The sequence below is a fragment of the Oceanobacillus jordanicus genome (assembly GCF_022095695.1).
GTDB classification, from domain to species: domain Bacteria; phylum Bacillota; class Bacilli; order Bacillales; family Amphibacillaceae; genus Oceanobacillus_B; species Oceanobacillus_B jordanicus.
In genome coordinates this window covers 117,236-136,329 of sequence record NZ_JAIFZM010000005.1, presented here as the reverse complement: position 1 = coordinate 136,329, position 19,094 = coordinate 117,236, and the positions used below count along the sequence as shown (strand labels likewise).

Here is a 19,094-nt window from a genome sequence, read left to right as displayed (position 1 = left end):
TCAAGGAACTCGATGTTTGGAGGGTGTTCATTATAATGAGTCATACAATTGCAGTAATAGGAGGCGACGCCCGTTATCTGGAGTTGATTCGTCAATTACAGGCTATTCCAGGTGCGAACATAAATCTTGTCGGCTTTGATAAATTGGAACAGGGATTTACCGGATTAAAACAATTGGAGTTTAGTGAGCTAAAACCAGAAGAGCTTGATGTCCTCATTTTACCAATTACAGGGACAGATAATACAGGAAACGTAGAAACAGTATTTTCTCATGAGACGATCCACATAGCGCCAGAATGGTTCGGGAAATTAAAGGATACGGCTATCATTTTTACGGGTATTTCAAGTGATTATTTGAAGAAAGTAACGACAGAAGAAGATATTTCATTAATCCCTTTATTAAACAGAGACGATGTTGCGATTTACAACTCCATACCAACAGCAGAAGGATCCATTATGATGGCAATAGAACATACTGACTATACCATCCATGGTTCTCGTGTCATGGTTGCCGGATTTGGTCGAGTGGGTAAAACGATTGCCAACAAGTTTGCCGCGTTGGGTGCGAAGGTTTCTGTAGCAACCAAAAGTAGCGCTGAACTTGCTAGAATTTCAGAAATGGCACTAACTGCTATTCATCTTGATAAAATGGCAGACTATGCTAATGAGTACGATGTGGTGATCAATACGATCCCTGCAGCTGTTATAGATCGAAAAACCATTCAGCATCTTCCGACCCATGCAATAATTATCGACTTAGCATCAAAACCAGGTGGAACAGATTTTGATTATGCAAAGCAGCGAGGCATTAAAGCAATCTTGGCAAGAAGTTTACCAGGTATTGTGGCACCAAAAACATCGGGTAGGATATTGGCGGACGTCATAAAACAATTTCTTTAAAAAAACACGCAAGAATAGGAAATTAGTAGAAAAGGGGTATTATTTATGAGTTTAGAAGGAAAACGTATTGGCTTTGGAGTTACGGGTTCTCATTGCACATATGACCAAGTTTTTCCACAGTTGGAAAAGTTAATGCAACAAAAGGCAGAGGTTGTGCCGATTGTAACGTATACGGTGCGAAACACAAGTACAAAGTTTGGAAAAGCAGAAGATCATATTGAAAAAATTGAAGCCATAACAGGAAAACGAGTTATTTCCACTATGCAGGAGGCAGAGCCACTTGGCCCAACTGCTCCACTTGATTGCATGGTAATTGCCCCGCTAACGGGAAATTCTTTAAGCAAGATGGCAAATGCCTTAACGGACTCACCTGTGTTAATGGCCGCTAAAGCGACAATGCGTAATAGAAGTCCTGTGGTCCTGGGAATCTCTACTAATGATGCACTTGGTCTAAATGGAGTTAACCTTATGCGGCTTATGGCTAGCAAATACATCTACTTCATCCCATACGGACAGGATGACCCATATCAAAAACCTAACTCACTAGTTGCCAAAATGGATCTTCTAAGCGAAACAGTAGAGGCTGCTTTGGAACATAGACAACTACAGCCTGTTATTGTTCCGCATATCGATTAGATTGTGGTAGAATAAAAAGCTAGAAGAGAAATATTTTTTATGAGTGAAGGGAGAAATGGGGATGTCGCATAAAGCAGCATACAACGTGGCCGTCGTAGGAGCAACAGGTGCAGTAGGTCAAAAAATTATAAAACTATTAGAAGAAAAGAAATTTCCAATAGATCAAGTAAAGCTTTTATCCTCAAGCAGATCCGCAGGTAAAAAAATATCATTTAATGGTGAAGAAGTCACAGTGGAAGAAGCATTACCTGAGAGCTTCGCTGGTGTAGACATAGCTCTATTTTCTGCAGGTGGTTCTATTTCAAAGAAACTAGCTCCAGAAGCGGTTAAACATGGTGCGGTTGTGGTTGACAATACGAGTGCGTATAGAATGGATAAAGATGTGCCACTTGTTGTGCCAGAAGTAAATAAAGAAGACCTATCAAATCATAAAGGAATTATTGCTAATCCTAACTGCTCTACTATTCAAATGGTGGCAGCATTAAAACCGTTACAAAAAGCATTTGGCCTCAGTCGTGTAATTGTATCTACCTACCAGGCCGTATCTGGTGCTGGCATGACTGCCAATAAGGAACTGGAAAATCAGACAGCAAGCCATTTAAACAAGGAAGAAATGCACGCTGAGATCTTACCAGTAAAAGGGGATAAAAAACATTATCCAATCGCGTTTAACGCCTTGCCTCAAATTGATGTTTTTCAAGAAAATGGCTATACTTTTGAAGAAATGAAAATGATTAATGAAACGAAGAAAATCATGCATGCACCCGAATTATCGGTAGCGGCTACGTGTGTTCGTTTACCGATTTTCACTTCGCATGCCGAAAGTGTGTATGTAGAATTAAATAGAGATGACTTAACTGCAGCGGATATTCAAAAAGTATTAAACGAAGCAGAGGGTGTTATTCTAGAAGATAATCCAGAGACACAAACATATCCAACCCCATTAAGTGCAGCGAATAGGGAAGAAGTCTTTGTCGGACGTGTTAGAAAGGATCCAGACTTAGCGAATGGGTTCCACATGTGGATCGTATCCGATAACCTTATGAAGGGTGCTGCCTGGAATACTGTGCAAATTGCGGAAACATTAGTTGAAAATAAATGGCTATAGTACTTGAGGTGTTACAATGCAAATAGTTGTTCAGAAATTCGGTGGAACATCTGTCCAATCCGAAGAAAATAGAAAACATGTAGTAAAACATATAAAAAATGCATTAATGCTGGAATATAAACTTGTGGTTGTTGTTTCAGCTCTAGGTAGAAAGCCAGACCCTTATGCAACGGATACATTGTTGGGTCTGGTCAATTATCCTGCTGGGAAAAGTTCTGCTAGAGAAATTGATATGCTTCTTTCGTGTGGGGAGGTCATTTCCTCGGTCGTATTGTCTAATGAACTGAAAAAACAACATATTTCGTCTACAGCGCTAACGGGTGCGCAGGCAGGTTTTATTACAAATAATGATTTTAATCAGGCAAGAATTAAAGCAGTACATCCTGAAAGAATTATTAAGGAACTGGAAAATCATGATGTAGTAGTTGTTGCTGGATTTCAGGGACAGACTGAAGATGGTGAAATAACCACAATTGGTCGTGGTGGCAGTGACACAACAGCCGCCGCCCTGGGAGCCGCACTCGCAGCAGAGCGCATTGAAATCTTCACAGATGTGAATGGTATTATGACCGCAGATCCAAGGGTAGTGGAAACTGCTCGCCCGTTAGATGTAGTAACCTACACGGAAATCTGTAACTTGGCATACCAGGGGGCAAAGGTTGTTCACCCACGGGCAGTTGAAATAGCAATGCAATCCAAAATACCGATGCGTGTTAGATCCACATATTCTCAGGAGGAAGGAACGCTTGTTACATCATCAAGGGTGCAGGAAGCAGGCATGGATGTTACAGAACGGCTTATCACGGGTATTGCACACATATCCTCGATAACTCAGATAAGAGTGCAAGCCAAGGAAGAAGCGTACCGCTTGCAGTCAGAAGTTTTTAAAGCAATGGCGGAATCCGGAATCTCTGTAGATTTTATTAATATTTCTCCAACAGGAGTAGCCTATACAGTTCCCGATAGACATACTGAGAAGGCTGTGCACATTCTTAAAACACTTGGATTTTATCCAGAAATTACGGAAAACTGTGCTAAGGTTTCTGCAGTCGGTGCAGGGATGACAGGGGTGCCTGGTGTTGCTTCCATGATTGTGCAGGCACTTACTGACGCCGGAGTACAGATCCTGCAATCAGCAGACAGTCACACAACGATTTGGGTACTTGTTAACAATAAGGACTTAAAAGCTGCAGTAAATGCACTGCATGAGGTATTTGAGCTTAGCGGTTTACAGAAACAATCCTAGATAAGACAAGAAAGAGAAAGGTGATAGAAATGAGATTTGGTCGTGTTTTAACAGCAATGGTGACCCCTTTTGATCATACTGGAGAGATTGATTATGATCAGACTGACATACTAATTGAATACTTACTTGAGAACGGCACTGACGGTTTAGTTATTGCTGGAACGACGGGAGAATCACCAACTTTATCAGTGGATGAAAAAGTAAATCTTTTTAAGCATGTAGTTAAAGTTGTAAAAAAGCGAGTCCCGGTAATTGCTGGTACAGGTAGTAACAGCACTGCAGCCTCTATTCAATTAAGCAAAGAAGCAGAAAAATGTGGTGTAGACGCTGTTATGCTTGTGGCTCCTTACTACAATAAACCGAATCAAAGAGGCATGTATGAGCATTTTAAAACGATAGCAAATGCCACAACACTCCCGGTGATGCTCTATAATATTCCTGGTCGATCTGTTGTAAAACTGACCGCTGATACGATTATTGAACTAAGTAAAATCCCTAATATTGTTTCAGTTAAAGAATCAACAGGTGACCTTGATCAAGCAGCCGAAATTATTGAGAACACAAGTGACGATTTTAGTCTATATAGCGGAGATGACAGCATGACACTCCCAATGCTTTCAATTGGAGCAGATGGAATTATTTCCGTGTCCTCTCATATTGTCGGCAATGAAATGCAGGAAATGGTAAATCTTTATCTAAACGGCGACGTAAAACAGGCTGCAGCCAAACACAGGAAATTAGTTCCTGTTATGAGTGCCTTGTTTACATCACCATCCCCTACACCTGTAAAAGCTGCACTACAAATGAAAGGAATTGAAACAGGTAGTGTGAGGCTTCCTCTTCTCCCGTTAACAGATGAAGAACGAAACCTTTTAAAAGAAAAAATCGATATGTAGTGCAAAATACCAGCTCCTAGCTGGTATTTTGTTTTTTGCATGGAGTTATTCATTTACGTTCATACTAGGAATAGTTACTAGTGATAAGGAGTGTTCGTAAATGAATAAAGAAGGTAGAAAAGAAGATCAAAATCAGGATGGTCAACAAAACTCTTCTGCTTTGGTGCAAAAGATTCAGCAGCTGGGACAATCAAGTGTTCCGCAAGCTCCTGACTCCAATATACATGTGCTGTCCATCATTGGTCAGGTAGAGGGACATATACAACTACCTCCTCAAAACAAAACAACGAAGTACGAGCATTTATTGCCGCAGCTGATTGCAATTGAACAAAACCCTAAAATAGAAGGATTAATTATATTGCTAAATACGGTAGGCGGGGATGTAGAGGCAGGGCTTGCCCTTTCTGAAATGATTGCATCTATTTCTAAGCCGACTGTCTCCATTGTACTTGGTGGTGGTCACTCCATCGGTGTACCTATAGCCGTTGCCACAGATTACTCCTTCATTGTACCTACAGCGACGATGACCATACATCCTGTAAGGCTTACCGGTTTGGTTATTGGTGTACCACAAACCTTTGAGTACCTAGACAAGATGCAAGAAAGAGTTATTAATTTTGTTGTCAGCCATTCGAATATTAAGGAAGAGAAATTTAAGGACCTCATGTTCGACAAAGGAAATTTAACAAGGGATATTGGTACGAATGTAGTGGGAACAGATGCTGTAGAGTATGGCTTGATTGATCGCGTTGGTGGGGTAAAAGAAGCTATGCAGAAGATTAACGAAATGATAGGTCCGAAACCAGAAGAAAATCAGGTGATTCAATGATCCTATATACACCATTGTCTCAAGAAGAAATTTTTCCTCAGCAGGATGAAGCTATTGCAAATCGGCATTGTGTTGTCTTTCAGGGGAAGAGCATGTATGTAGAGCAAAAAGAAGATGGATCGTATCAGTTGTTACAATTGCTTTCCACTGATCCACATGATTTTATGAATGACTCATATAGCCCCGGAACGATTTTATCTTAGAGAGGTTTTTTATGGTATAATAGAGAAAATAAAGAAATAACCCTTGTCGGTAAGCGGCAGGGGTTTAATCGTCATAATGCGTGATAGAACAGAGGTGAAAAAATGGCAAAAAAAAGAAAAAAAAGAAACAGTAAGTTAAAAAAACAACTAAAATATGAACTATTAGGTCTACTGTTTATCTTTCTAGCAATACTTGGTAGTGGAGCAGGTGCAATTAGCGACGGTGCAATTCCTGGTGGGTTAGAACATGTATTTCGATTCTTTTTCGGAATCTGGTATTTTGTTGCTTCTCTTTTATTACTCATAACTGGTGTGTTGCTGGTTGTCAAAAGAAGATATCCGGATTTAACTAATAAAAGATTGGTAGGCTTTTATATTGTATTTGGTGGCGTCTTATTGCTGACACATATACAAGCATACGAGCAAGTTGTGCAAAATGGTAATGTCTCCATAATGGCTGCTTCTTGGGATAATTTTATTTCCAGTTTAAATGGGAAGACGAGTAGCTCTATGCTTGGGGGAGGCATGGTTGCAGCATTACTCTTTACCTTTTGCTATTATTTATTTTCCTTAGTTGGTGCAAAAATTGTTTCCGTGTTTTCTATTTTAATCGGCGTAATCTTTATGACAGAATACTCGATTGGAGATTTATTTTCCAAGTTTGGAAAAAAATTAGCACAAGTGATAAGCAACTATAAAGATAAAGCAGCAGATAATAAGGAAGCAAAACGCAAACGTAAACAGGATAAAGAAATCGAAGAACTTGATACGAATGAAGTAACAGAAGTTCCGTTACAGGCATATGAAAATGAGCCGGTAATCCAGGACTTCACTGATGTTACATACGCTGCTTCAGAACTATCAAAACAGGATGCTCCTCAGGAAAAGACGGATGTTGCTGAAAAAGAAGATACTAGTGTAGACGATATTATGGGAAATATGCCAATGACTGAGCCGGAGAATCATGAGTATGTACTCCCATCTCCTAAGTTGCTAGCAGAGCCTGCTAATAACTCACAGCAACAGGAAAAGTCTCAGATCCAGGCAACTGTTAGAAAACTAGAAAAGACTTTTCATAGTTTTGGAGTTAAAGCAAGAGTCACAAAGGTTCATGTCGGGCCAGCTGTAACGAAATATGAAGTGTACCCTGAAGCTGGTGTAAAGGTAAGTAAAATTGTTGGGTTACATGACGATTTGGCTCTCGCCCTTGCAGCAAAGGATATAAGAATTGAAGCTCCTATTCCAGGTAAATCAGCAGTCGGTATAGAGGTGCCTAATCAAGAAGTTGCAATGGTAAGCCTACGCGAAGTGGTAGATAAAACGTTACAGAACCCAAGTGCAAAATTGTTGTTTGCACTTGGACGAGATATCTCGGGAGAAGCCGTAGTAGCAGAGCTTAATAAAATGCCGCATATGCTTATAGCAGGTGCAACCGGTAGTGGGAAAAGTGTCTGTGTTAATGGCATTATTACAACCATTCTTATGCGGACTAAACCCCATGAAGTTAAAATGATGATGATTGACCCTAAGAAAGTGGAATTAAATGTTTATAACGGGATCCCTCACTTATTGGCACCAGTCGTGACAGATCCGAAAAAAGCATCAAGAGCTTTACAAAAAGTAGTTTCCGAGATGGAAAGAAGATATGAGTTGTTTTCGGATACGGGCACACGTAATATTGAAGGATATAACGAATATATAAGAAAGTCTAATCAAAGCACAGAGGATACACAGCCAAATCTTCCGTACATTGTAGTATTGGTCGATGAACTAGCAGATTTAATGATGGTTGCTTCAAATGACGTAGAGGATGCGATCACCCGTTTGGCGCAAATGGCTCGTGCGGCCGGCATTCATTTGATTATTGCCACACAGCGTCCTTCTGTTGATGTTATAACAGGTGTGATAAAAGCTAATATTCCTTCTAGGATTGCATTTAGTGTTTCTTCACAAACCGATTCTAGAACAATTTTAGACTCTGGCGGTGCTGAGAAATTACTTGGACGAGGTGATATGTTATTTCTCCCAGTTGGTGCCTCCAAGCCGACCCGTGTACAAGGTGCTTTTCTTTCAGATGAAGAAGTAGAAAGAGTAGTTGATCATTGTATTGATCAACAAAAAGCTTCGTATCAAGAGGAAATGATTCCAGATGATACGAACGAGGTTCGTGAAGAAGTCAGTGACGAATTATTTGACGATGCTGTCCAATTAATTACTGAAATGCAAAGCGCTAGTGTGTCCATGCTGCAACGAAGGTTCAGAATTGGCTACACAAGGGCTGCAAGGTTAATAGATGCGATGGAAGACAGAGGGATAGTTGGCCCATATGAGGGAAGTAAGCCACGTACAGTACTCGTAACACATTCAGAAGAAAAATCTTCTTAGTGGAATCTATTTATATATTAAAAATAAGCAGCAGGCACTATCAATAGTGACCTGCTGCTTATTGTTAGATGGAGATATACTTTGTTAGTTGCCATACCCCAAAGATCTTATTACATAAGGTAGTATAAAGGTAATCAATTAATAATCATCGAGGTAATAAAAGTGTTAAGTGAACTAAACAAAGGAAACGCTTTCATCTTGAAAACTGGTTTTTGTGTGATATATAAAGGCTTATTGTAGAAAAACGTCGAATTATTAGCAAATTATTTAAGGAATTTGTCCTATAACTATTTATTTATTCTTCTATTAATGGTATGATTTATCTCGAATAAATGAGAGATATGTCAAACGTCAGAGGTCTGAACTCTCTAGACTTTACATACCGGAGAGAATGGGGGAAGCTCTTCATGTCTATTAAAATCGATGCTAGGCATTTATACCTTCAAGTAATCGATGAAATTAAACGGGATATTGAAAGCGGTAAATATAAAGAAAAGCAAAAGCTTCCTTCTGAATTTCAATTATCCAAGCTTTTAGGAGTATCTAGAGCAACATTAAGGGAAGCATTACGCATTCTAGAAGAAGATAATATTGTTACAAGAAGACATGGTGTGGGAACATTCGTTAATCAAAAGCCGATATTTTCCTCTGGCATTGAACAGTTAAATAGTGTCACAGATATGATTGAACAATCAGGTAAAAAGGCAGCCTCTCAATATTTGACAACAGAGTTTTTAGAACCAACAGATGAAGAAAGAAACAGATTTGCTCCTGAGCAAATTGATATTCTTGCAAAAATTGAGCGAGTTAGAACTGCCGATAATATACCAGTGGTTTTCTGTATTGATAAAATACCTTCACATTTAATTCCATTGGAGAGAGTGCATGAAGAAGATTCACTGTTTCAATTACTTGAGGAGTATACAGATAAGCGTGTCGCTTATGCTGTAACCTATATCGAACCAGTTAGTTATCATGAAAGGATTTACAGTATTCTTAACTGTGAACCAGAGCAATCTCTATTACTGTTAAAGCAAATGCACTATACGGAAACCGACGAACCAGTCCTCTATTCTGCAAACTATTTTCGTTCCGATGTATTTAGTTTCCACGTGTTACGTAAAAGAATGTAACCAATCGTAATAGAAAGCATTTGGGGAGGTGATAGTTAACGAGATAACTGCGCGCTTAATTTTCACAATATTAAAGAAAACAGGGGGTAACAATGTTGAAGAATCGTAAATTTATTTTATTGTTTGCATTATTGCTAAGTCTTGGTCTTGTATTAGCTGCATGTGGTGGCAGTGATGAAAAATCGAGTGGTAATAGCGAAGGTGAAGGGTCGTCTGAGGGATCTTCTGAAGAGGGTTCTTCAGATTATACTGTCGGAATGGTAACAGATGAAGGTGGGGTTGATGATAAATCATTTAACCAATCTGCATGGGAAGGGTTACAAGCATGGGGAGAAGAACATGATCTATCAAAAGCACATGGATTCGACTATGCACAATCAGAAGATGAGTCTGATTATCTTCCAAACATGACACGTCTTGTTCGTAATGACTATGATCTAGTATTTGGAATCGGTTTTCTACTTGAAGATGCAATTGCTGAAATTGCAGAACAAAACCCAGATAATGACTTTGCGATCGTCGATACAGTAGTAGAAGCACCGAATGTAGCGAGTATTACCTTTGCGGAACATGAAGGTTCATTCCTTACTGGTGTAGCTGCAGCAATGAAAACTAACACAGATAAACTAGGCTTCATTGGTGGCGTAGATTCTGCATTAATTAATAAATTTGAATCAGGATTTGTAGCAGGTGCTAAATCTGTAAACCCTGATATTGTAATAGATATTCAATATGTAGGTAACTTCAGTTCTGCTGCAGATGGTAAGTTAATTGCAACACGTATGTACAATGATGGAGCAGATGTAATCTATCATTCAGCAGGAGCTGCTGGGAATGGTGTATTTGCACAGGCTAAAGATTTAAAACAAAAAGATCCAGAGAGAGAAATCTATGTAATTGGGGTTGACCGTGACCAATATGAAGAAGGTGCAATTGGTGATCACAACGTAACATTAACTTCTATGGTAAAACGTGTAGATACTTCCGTTATCGAAGTAAGTAACCAAGGTCTTAACGGAGAGTTCCCTGGAGGGGAAGTACTCGTATTTGGACTTGAAGATGAAGGAATCGGGATTGCTGAAACAAATGAAGAAGCATACACAGAAGAAATTGCAACAGCAGTTAATGAGTGGAAAGAAAAAATCATTAATGGAGATGTTACAGTTCCTCAAACTCATGACGAACTAAAAGCATTCGAAGAAGAATTATAAGGTAATAGAAAACGTGAAAAAGGCTGATAGACAGCCTTTTTCACTCTCTAATCAAGGTTTTAAATTTAACCCATGCCATTATGTGGTGTTCTATTAAGAAGATCTTCAACTGAAGGGTAGTATCCCGCTCCTTCAGTTGGCGATCTTCATTTTAAGTATAACGATTTTATTCAGATAATTCTGCTCATAAGGAGGTTGATTTTTGGTGGACTATGTTGTTGAAATGTTAAATATACGAAAAGAATTTCCAGGAATTGTAGCGAATGATGATATTACCATACAGCTAAAAAAAGGTGAAATTCATGCGTTGCTAGGAGAAAATGGTGCAGGGAAATCAACATTAATGAATGTACTCTTTGGATTATACCACCCGGAAAAAGGAGAAATCCGAGTTAAAGGGAAACCAGTGAACATGACCGACCCAAATGTCGCGAATGACCATGGTATTGGTATGGTGCATCAACATTTTATGCTTGTAGAGCCTTTTACCGTAACGCAAAACATTATCTTGGGTGCTGAACCGACTTCCATGGGGAAAATTGATTTACGAAAGGCAGAAAAAGAAGTACAAGAATTATCCAATAAATATGGTTTAAAGGTGGACGCAAGAGCAAAGATCCAAGATATTTCTGTTGGAATGCAACAGCGGGTAGAAATCTTGAAAACCTTATATCGTGGAGCTGACGTACTTATCTTTGATGAACCTACTGCTGTATTAACACCACAAGAGATTATTGAACTTATGCAGATTATGAAGTCTCTAATTGCAGAAGGGAAATCTATCATTCTCATAACACATAAATTAAAAGAAATTATGCAAATATGTGACCGATGTACTGTAATAAGAAAAGGAAAAGGTATTGGCACAGTCGATGTAGCTGATTCGTCTGTTGATGAATTGGCTTCCTTAATGGTTGGTAGGGATGTTTCGTTTAAGACACAAAAGACGCCTGCACAGCCTAAAGAAACCATATTAAAGGTGAATAACTTACATGTGAAGGATTCGCGAAAAGTTGAAATGGTTAAAGGATTAAACCTAGAAGTCCGTGCTGGTGAAATTGTTGGAATTGCGGGAGTAGATGGTAATGGACAGAGTGAATTAATCGAAGCCATTACGGGATTGAAAAAAGCTCAAAAAGGCTCCATCGAGTTAAATGGAAAAGCGATTACAAATTTATCTCCTCGTAAAGTGACGGAAAGTGGAGTCGGTCATATTCCACAAGATAGACATAAGTTTGGATTGGTCCTAGATTTTCCAATTGGCGAAAACATTGTACTTCAAACCTATTATAAAAAACCATATTCTAAATACAAGGTATTAAATTACAAAGAAATTTACGATAAAGCAGAAAAATTGATTAAAGAATACGATGTTCGAACGCCTAGTGTTTATACAAAAGCTCGTGCCCTATCCGGTGGAAACCAGCAGAAAGCGATTATCAGTCGTGAGGTTGACCGTTCACCAGATCTATTAATTGCCGCACAGCCTACACGAGGTCTTGATGTTGGAGCAATTGAATTTATTCATCAAAAGCTGATCGAAGAAAGAGATAAAGGGCGGGCAATTTTACTAGTCTCCTTTGAACTGGATGAAATCCTTGATGTTAGTGACCGGATTGCAGTTGTTTTTGATGGTGAAATTGTTGCAAATGTGAAACCTGAAGAAACAAACGAACAAAAATTGGGACTACTGATGGCCGGAAGTTCAGAAGAAAAGGTAGGTGTTGTAAATGACCTCGAATAAAATGTTTAACATCTTGGTTCCGGTTATTTCAGTATTAATTGGACTTCTATCAGGTGCCGTTATTATGCTCGGATTTGGATATAACCCTATTGAGGGCTATGCTGCATTATGGGAAGGCGCATTTGGTGATATGTATTTTGTAGGTGAAACAGTCAGACAAGTAACGCCATATATCCTTACCGGGCTGGCCGTAGCATTTGCTTTTCGAACTGGATTATTTAATATCGGAGCAGAAGGCCAGGTTATTGTGGGATGGCTTGCAGCAATTTGGGTAGGTATTACATTTGATTTACCAATGTATATTCATCTTCCATTTGCGGTTATCGTTGCTGCTTTGGCTGGCGCAATTTGGGGCTTTATTCCAGGTCTTTTAAAAGCACGACTAGGAGTACATGAAGTTATCGTTACGATCATGCTTAACTATGTAGCTTTATACAGTTCAAATGCCTTAATTCGTTCTGTCCTATCTGATAATCAGGATAAAACAGATAAAATTGCTGCAACCGCTTCTCTTTCATCAGAATGGTTGCAGAACCTAACTTTTTTCTCAAGAATGCATTATGGAATTTTAATTGCAGTGTTCGCAGCTATCATTATGTGGTTTTTAATTGAACGAACTTCTATTGGCTATGAATTAAAGTCTGTTGGTTATAACCAGCATGCATCAAAATATGCAGGTATGAATGTTCAACGCAATATTATCCTTGCAATGGTTATATCTGGAGCATTTGCAGGTCTTGCTGGAGCAATGGAGGGGCTTGGGACCTATGGTAACATGTCTGTAAGTTCAGGCTTTACAAACCTTGGATTTGATGGAATAGCTGTTGCTCTATTGGGGGCGAATACAGCGATTGGCGTCATTTTAGCTGCGTTTCTTTTTGGTGCATTAAAGGTCGGAGCGTTGAATATGCCGACAGAAGCTGGCGTGCCAAACGAGTTAGTTGATATTATCATTGCACTCATTATCTTTTTTGTTGCATCAAGCTATATTATTCGCTGGGTATTGCTTCGTTTAAAAAAGGGGGAGAAATAGATGGGGGTTATTGAGTTATTAGCACAGGTTATTCCACCAGCACTCTTCTTCTCTGCGCCACTTATTTTTACAGCGCTAGGCGGAGTGTTCAGTGAAAGATCAGGTGTCGTTAATATTGGCCTTGAAGGGCTCATGGTAATGGGAGCGTTTGTTGGGATTGTGTTTAATTTAACTTTCGCAGATGTTTTAGGTCCATGGACACCATGGGTTTCCATCCTAGTTGCCATGGTCGTTTCCGCAATTTTTTCCGTGATACATGCTGTAGCAGCTGTTTCTTTTAGAGCAGATCAGGTTGTAAGTGGTGTAGCTATTAATTTCTTGGCACTAGGACTCGGTATATTTTTAACCAAACAATTTTACGGTAAGGGACAGACCGATATGGTCACTCAACCTTTTTACACAACAGATATTTGGTTTTTATCAGACATACCATTTTTAGGGCCTATCTTCTTTGAAGGTATCTATGTTATCTCCTATATATCCATTATATTAGCGCTGGTTTGCTGGTATATTATGTATAAAACACCATTTGGTTTAAGACTGCGGGCGGTGGGAGAACATCCGATGGCTGCAGATACCAATGGAATTAGCGTTACGAAGATGCGTTACGTGGCTGTCATTATTTCTGGAGCATTTGGTGGATTGGGCGGTTCTGTTTTTGCCTTAACCATTGCACTAAATTTCTCACACGCTACTATCGTTGGACAAGGATTTATGGCCTTAGCAGCAGTTATTTTCGGTAAGTGGCATCCACTTGGCGCGATGGGCGCAGCATTGTTTTTTGGATTCGCTCAAAGTTTAAGTGTGATCGGCGCGGGAATTCCGTTGCTTGCTGATGTTCCACAGGTATTTTTATTAATCGCACCATATGTACTGACAATTCTAGCTCTGGCTGGATTTATCGGTCGCTCTGAAGCTCCTAGAGCTAATGGGGAACCATATATAAAAGGAAGCAGATAAAATCTGCTCAGAAATCTGACTTGCATTTAGTAGCAAGTCAGATTTTTTTATTTTATAATGGATTACAATTGGTAAAATTGAACAGAATAATCAACGTACTCTAGAATGCTACGTATAAAAAGAACGGGAGGAAACAGGATGGAAGCTGTTGAAGAAAACGTCGTCCATACAGATGGACTAAACTTACATTTTATCCATAATAAGAAATACAAAACAATTAATATTGTTGTAAAGCTGAAAGCGTCGCTAGAAAGAGACACGATCACGAAAAGAGCATTACTACCGTATATTTTGCAACAAGGGACGCTTAACTATCCAGGTAAAAAGGAGCTACAAAGAAAATTGGATGACTTATATGGTGCTGTACTCTCGGTCGATGGTTCAAAAAAAGGAGAGCAACATATTATAAGCTTCCGCTTGGAAGTGCCAAACGAGAAGTTTATACCGGATGAATCAAAAATTGTAGAGGAAAGCATATCCTTACTAAGTGAACTTCTTTTTAATCCAAATGCAGAGAATGATGCATTTAACCAAAAAGTAGTTAAACGTGAGAAGGATACACTAAAACAGAAGATTCATGCCATTAAAGATGACAAAATGAGTTATGCAAACATGCGCTTAATTGATGAAATGTGTAAAGGAGAAGCATATGCCCTCCATGTACATGGTTACCAAGAAGATCTTGAGGAAATAACACCTGAAAATTTATACACCTATTATAAGAAAGCCATTTCAGAAGACCAGCTGGATGTGTATGTACAGGGAGATTTTGACGAAGAAACATTAAAGCAGCAACTTGTCGCAAAGCTAAAGCGTGAGCAAGTGAATACTCAGGCTACGCAAGTAAGCCCCACTAATAAAAATAATTCTGGGGAATTAACAGAAGTGGTGGAAAAGGAAAATATCCAGCAGGCTAAGCTACACATTGGGTACCGTACAAATTGTACGTATCATGATGACGAATATTTTGCCTTACAGGTGTTTAATGGAATGTTTGGAGGTTTTCCGAGCTCTAAATTATTTATTAACGTTAGAGAAAAAAATAGTTTGGCCTATTATGCTTCCTCGCGTCTGGAGAGTCAGAAAGGTCTCTTAATCGTATTTAGTGGTATCGCACCAAAGGATTACGAACAGGCAAGAGACATCATGAATGAGCAGCTAGAAGCCATGAAAAAAGGGGATTTCACCGACGAGGAATTGGAAGAGACCAAAGACCTTATTGTTAATCAATTACGAGAAACAATGGACCATCCGCAAGGCTTAGTTGAATTGCTTTACCAGCAGGTTCTTGCTGGGAAAGAAAGAACTCCTGAGCAGTTAATCAAAGGAATAAAAGCAGTAAACCGTGAACAAGTCATCTCAGCAGCTGAGAAAGTGGAAGCTGACACTCTTTATCTGTTAACAAGCAAGGACGGTGAAACAAATGAATAAGCAAGTTTATGAGGAGATATCCGAAACGCTATACACGAAAAAGATGGATAATGGACTGACCGTTTTGTTATTGCCAAGGCCAGAGATGGCAAAAACATATGGTCTCTTTACCACTAATTATGGATCCATTGACCAAACCTTTACACCCATAGGTTCAGATGAGGCAGTTACCGTTCCTGAAGGGGTTGCCCACTTTTTAGAACACAAGCTTTTTGAAAAAAAAGATAGAGATGTATTTGCAGACTTTGGTAAGCAGGGTGCTTCACCAAATGCTTATACTTCTTTTACAAAAACCGCTTATTTGTTTTCGGCAACGAATCATATTGAAAAAAACGTAGAAACACTATTAGATTTTGTCCAAGATCCCTATTTTTCCGAGGAGTCAGTCGAGAAGGAAAAGGGCATCATTGCACAGGAAATTAAGATGTATGATGACCAGCCGGATTGGCAATCTTTTATGGGCACGATTAAAAGCATGTTTAAAGAACACCCTGTAAACATTGACATAGCAGGGACAGTAGATTCGATTCATACCATCACCAAAGATGATTTATACACATGCTACAATACATTTTATCATCCGGAGAATATGATTTTCTTTTTAGCTGGTAATTTTGATCCCAGTTCGATGATGGAACTAATTGAAGCCAATCAGAATGCAAAAACATTTCAAAAAATGGATGAAATTAAACGACAATTTCCAGAAGAAAAGATGGAAGTGGCAAAGCCAGAAGCAAGGCAAACCATGTCCGTGTCAGTACCCAAATGTACGATTGGGATTAAAGACTCTGTTTCTACATTGACGAAGAATGAATTTTTAAAAAGGGAACTTTTGCAAAGCATGGTTATGGATCATTATTTCTCTAAAGGTGGGGACTTTTATCAAGAGTTGTATCAATCAGAGTTAATTGATGATAGTTTCTTTTATGAAACCAACCTTGAAAGAAATTTTGGTTATACCCTTATTGGAAGTAATGCACAGAAACCTGAAGCTTTTTCAAGTAAAGTGAAAGAAATGTTGCTTTCTACGAGAAATAATGATCTGGCAGAAGACGATTTTAGCCGTATGAAAAAGAAAAAGATTGGGCAATTATTAAGAGCAATGAACTCCTTGGAATTTATTGCAAGTAAATACACGCATTATCACATGCTAGGAATTGATTTCTTTAACATTATCCCGGAAATACAGGCGCTTACATTAGAAGATGCCAATGGATTCTTAAAAGAATGGATTTCAGAACAACAATTAGCTGTACATGTGATTACAGGAGAATAAGGAGATATAATGGGGAAGAATGTATTAATTATAGGGGCAAGTGGAGATATTGGAGTGGCAATTGCTGAAAAACTTGTGCTAAGCGGCTATACGCTTCTTTTGCATGGTTACCAAAACAAAGCAAGATTGCACGAGTTTAGAAGGCGGCATAATTCAGAAGCTGTTTTAGATATAATCGAGGCGAATTTGGCAGAACCAGAAGGAATACAGAATTTTATGAACCAACTCGCTTATTCGGTAGATAGTGTCATTTATGCTGGGGGCCATGCCTATTATGGGCTCTTCCAGCAAACGCCGGATAAGGTAATGGATGAGATGTTATCCATACACGTCAAAGCTCCTTGGTTGCTTACCAAGCATCTACTCCCCTCTATGATTCAAAAAAACGAGGGTAATATCATTTTTATTACTTCCATTTGGGGTAGAGAAGGTGCTAGCAATGAAGTGGTTTACTCTTCCGTAAAAGGTGCACAAAACAGCTTTGTTAAGGCACTTGCAAAAGAGGTAGGACCAACAGGGATATCAGTTAATGGGATAAGCCCGGGTTTTATTGAAACAAAAATGAATGCACAACTAGACCAGGGCGAGAGAGAAGCCATATTGGATGAGATCCCATTACGACGAGCTGGTAAACCTGAAGAAATAGCAAATTTAGTCGCATTTTTACTTGATAAGCACTCTCCTTATATTCATGGTGAAATTATTAATATGACTGGTGGCTGGTGATTTAACAAGTTCCATGTATAAAGCCTGCTTTTCATCAAATACTATAGGTGTATAACATGGAAGGAGGCATCTGTATGTCAGTATTGGATAATTTTGATTCCTGGAAGGGTTTCTTATCGGATAAATTACAGCAGGCCCAGCAACAGGGTATGAGTGAAAAGACAATTCAAAGTGTAGCACAAGAAGTAGGCGATTACCTTTCACAAAGCGTAGAAGCTAAGAATGAAGAAGAAGCTGTGTTGCGTGAACTATGGAACGCTGCTAATGAAGAGGAACAACAAGCACTTGCAAACACAATGGTTAAGCTTGTTCAAAAGTAATAAGCAAATAAAAATTATGAAGAAAAAGGAATTGTAGAGAAATAGTACAATTCCTTTTTCCTTTTCCTCTATTGTGAGTATAATTTCCATGTTTACTCCACTTCCAGTGCTACTTTTCTAAGCGGCGCTTTTCACTTTTCTAACTTTATTTACACATATGGATGATAATCTCTTTTCACTTACGTAAAAATCATTTATTATATAGAGAGGGATTGACATGATAGATTTTAGGAAGTTATTTACTAAGGAGTAATCTTATGGAGAGAACAGAATGGTATCTTGAATATGAAATCCAAATAAATCGACCTGGGTTACTTGGTGATATTTCCTCATTGCTAGGAATGTTGTCAATCAACATTATCACAATAAATGGAGTGGAGAATTCCAGGAGAGGGATGCTTCTGCTCTCTAAATATGATGAAAACATTACAAGACTAAAGACAATTTTGCAAACAATGGATACAATTAATGTTACAAAGATCAGGAAGCCAAAACTGCGTGATAAATTAGCCGTGCGACACGGGAAGTACATTCATAGAGATGTTGATGACCGTAAGACAATTCGGTTTGTGAGAGATGAACTTGGTTTATTAGTCGATTTTATGGCGGAATTATATAAACAAGAAGGACATAAACTAATTGGTATTCGAGGAATGCCTCGTGTTGGCAAAACGGAATCAGTAGTGGCAGCAAGTGTCTGTGCAAACAAGCGATGGTTGTTTGTATCAAGCACATTACTAAAGCAGACGGTGCGCAGCAAACTGATTGAAGGTGAATATAACCCCGATAATATATACATTATTGATGGTGTTGTTTCAAAAAACAGAGCGAATGAGAAACATTGGCAGTTAATACGAGAAGTGATGCAGCTTCCATCTATAAAGGTGGTTGAGCATCCAGATATTTTTGTACAGGCGACGGAGTATAAAATAGATGATTTTGATTACATCATTGAACTTCGAAGCCATGAAGATGAAGTAATTACATATGAGCCTATCGAAAGGCAGGATTTTAGCCAGGACAATGGCTTTACAATGTTTGATTTTTAAAATGGATGG

General features: G+C 38.8%; 18 protein-coding genes. All 18 read left to right on the top strand.

Features of this window, described 5'->3' with window-relative positions:
* The first annotated feature begins 35 nt into the window (after nt 1-35).
* The 18 genes from dpaA (at nt 36) to K3T81_RS07710 (ending at nt 19,085) form a co-directional block, all read left to right on the top strand.
* Nucleotides 36-899, top strand: a complete 864-nt coding sequence (dpaA, locus tag K3T81_RS07795) for a dipicolinic acid synthetase subunit A (protein WP_238019208.1) — start codon at nt 36-38, stop codon at nt 897-899.
* Nucleotides 900-944: 45 nt separating this feature from the next.
* Nucleotides 945-1,535 carry a dipicolinate synthase subunit B gene (dpaB, locus tag K3T81_RS07790; RefSeq protein WP_106896695.1) on the top strand — a complete coding sequence of 197 codons (591 nt, stop codon included), beginning with the start codon at nt 945-947 and terminating at the stop codon, nt 1,533-1,535.
* Nucleotides 1,536-1,596: 61 nt separating this feature from the next.
* The gene (gene asd, locus K3T81_RS07785; protein ID WP_161464441.1) at nt 1,597-2,643 is read left to right on the top strand and encodes an aspartate-semialdehyde dehydrogenase; all 1,047 of its coding nucleotides are present in this window, start codon (nt 1,597-1,599) and stop codon (nt 2,641-2,643) included.
* A 16-nt stretch (nt 2,644-2,659) separates the two neighbouring features.
* The gene (gene dapG / locus K3T81_RS07780) at nt 2,660-3,889 is read left to right on the top strand and encodes an aspartate kinase (RefSeq protein ID WP_161464442.1); all 1,230 of its coding nucleotides are present in this window, start codon (nt 2,660-2,662) and stop codon (nt 3,887-3,889) included.
* Nucleotides 3,890-3,918: 29 nt separating this feature from the next.
* Nucleotides 3,919-4,785 (top strand): 4-hydroxy-tetrahydrodipicolinate synthase, encoded by an 867-nt coding sequence (dapA, locus tag K3T81_RS07775; RefSeq protein ID WP_238019207.1) that lies wholly within the window; start codon nt 3,919-3,921, stop codon nt 4,783-4,785.
* 100 nt (nt 4,786-4,885) lie between these two features.
* On the top strand, nt 4,886-5,614 hold the full coding sequence (locus K3T81_RS07770) for a ClpP family protease (protein WP_036573000.1): 729 nt from the start codon (nt 4,886-4,888) through the stop codon (nt 5,612-5,614).
* Nucleotides 5,611-5,817 (top strand): YlzJ-like family protein, encoded by a 207-nt coding sequence (locus K3T81_RS07765; RefSeq protein ID WP_238019206.1) that lies wholly within the window; start codon nt 5,611-5,613, stop codon nt 5,815-5,817. The genes K3T81_RS07770 and K3T81_RS07765 overlap by 4 nt, the downstream gene beginning before the upstream one ends.
* A gap of 102 nt (nt 5,818-5,919) precedes the next feature.
* Nucleotides 5,920-8,202: a DNA translocase FtsK gene (locus K3T81_RS07760; RefSeq protein WP_238019205.1), complete on the top strand. Its 2,283-nt coding sequence runs from the start codon at nt 5,920-5,922 to the stop codon at nt 8,200-8,202.
* A 407-nt stretch (nt 8,203-8,609) separates the two neighbouring features.
* Nucleotides 8,610-9,335, top strand: a complete 726-nt coding sequence (locus K3T81_RS07755; RefSeq protein ID WP_106896701.1) for a GntR family transcriptional regulator — start codon at nt 8,610-8,612, stop codon at nt 9,333-9,335.
* A gap of 95 nt (nt 9,336-9,430) precedes the next feature.
* The gene (locus K3T81_RS07750) at nt 9,431-10,546 is read left to right on the top strand and encodes a BMP family lipoprotein (protein WP_275949824.1); all 1,116 of its coding nucleotides are present in this window, start codon (nt 9,431-9,433) and stop codon (nt 10,544-10,546) included.
* 205 nt (nt 10,547-10,751) lie between these two features.
* Nucleotides 10,752-12,290: an ABC transporter ATP-binding protein gene (locus K3T81_RS07745; protein WP_238019339.1), complete on the top strand. Its 1,539-nt coding sequence runs from the start codon at nt 10,752-10,754 to the stop codon at nt 12,288-12,290.
* Nucleotides 12,277-13,323, top strand: a complete 1,047-nt coding sequence (locus K3T81_RS07740; protein ID WP_238019203.1) for an ABC transporter permease — start codon at nt 12,277-12,279, stop codon at nt 13,321-13,323. Before K3T81_RS07745 ends, K3T81_RS07740 begins: the two co-directional genes overlap by 14 nt.
* A complete protein-coding gene (locus K3T81_RS07735; protein WP_161464685.1) occupies nt 13,324-14,283 on the top strand; it encodes an ABC transporter permease in 960 nt (319 codons plus the stop codon).
* A gap of 138 nt (nt 14,284-14,421) precedes the next feature.
* Nucleotides 14,422-15,714: an EF-P 5-aminopentanol modification-associated protein YfmF gene (yfmF, locus tag K3T81_RS07730; RefSeq protein WP_106896704.1), complete on the top strand. Its 1,293-nt coding sequence runs from the start codon at nt 14,422-14,424 to the stop codon at nt 15,712-15,714.
* Nucleotides 15,707-16,990 (top strand): EF-P 5-aminopentanol modification-associated protein YfmH, encoded by a 1,284-nt coding sequence (gene yfmH, locus K3T81_RS07725; protein ID WP_106896705.1) that lies wholly within the window; start codon nt 15,707-15,709, stop codon nt 16,988-16,990. Before yfmF ends, yfmH begins: the two co-directional genes overlap by 8 nt.
* 9 nt (nt 16,991-16,999) lie before the next feature.
* Nucleotides 17,000-17,716: an elongation factor P 5-aminopentanone reductase gene (gene ymfI, locus K3T81_RS07720; protein ID WP_238019202.1), complete on the top strand. Its 717-nt coding sequence runs from the start codon at nt 17,000-17,002 to the stop codon at nt 17,714-17,716.
* Nucleotides 17,717-17,790: 74 nt separating this feature from the next.
* Entirely contained in the window at nt 17,791-18,036 is a 246-nt protein-coding gene (locus K3T81_RS07715) for a DUF3243 domain-containing protein (protein WP_238019200.1), read from the top strand.
* A gap of 257 nt (nt 18,037-18,293) precedes the next feature.
* Nucleotides 18,294-19,085: a DUF3388 domain-containing protein gene (locus tag K3T81_RS07710; RefSeq protein WP_036572989.1), complete on the top strand. Its 792-nt coding sequence runs from the start codon at nt 18,294-18,296 to the stop codon at nt 19,083-19,085.
* The last annotated feature ends 9 nt before the right edge of the window (nt 19,086-19,094 follow it).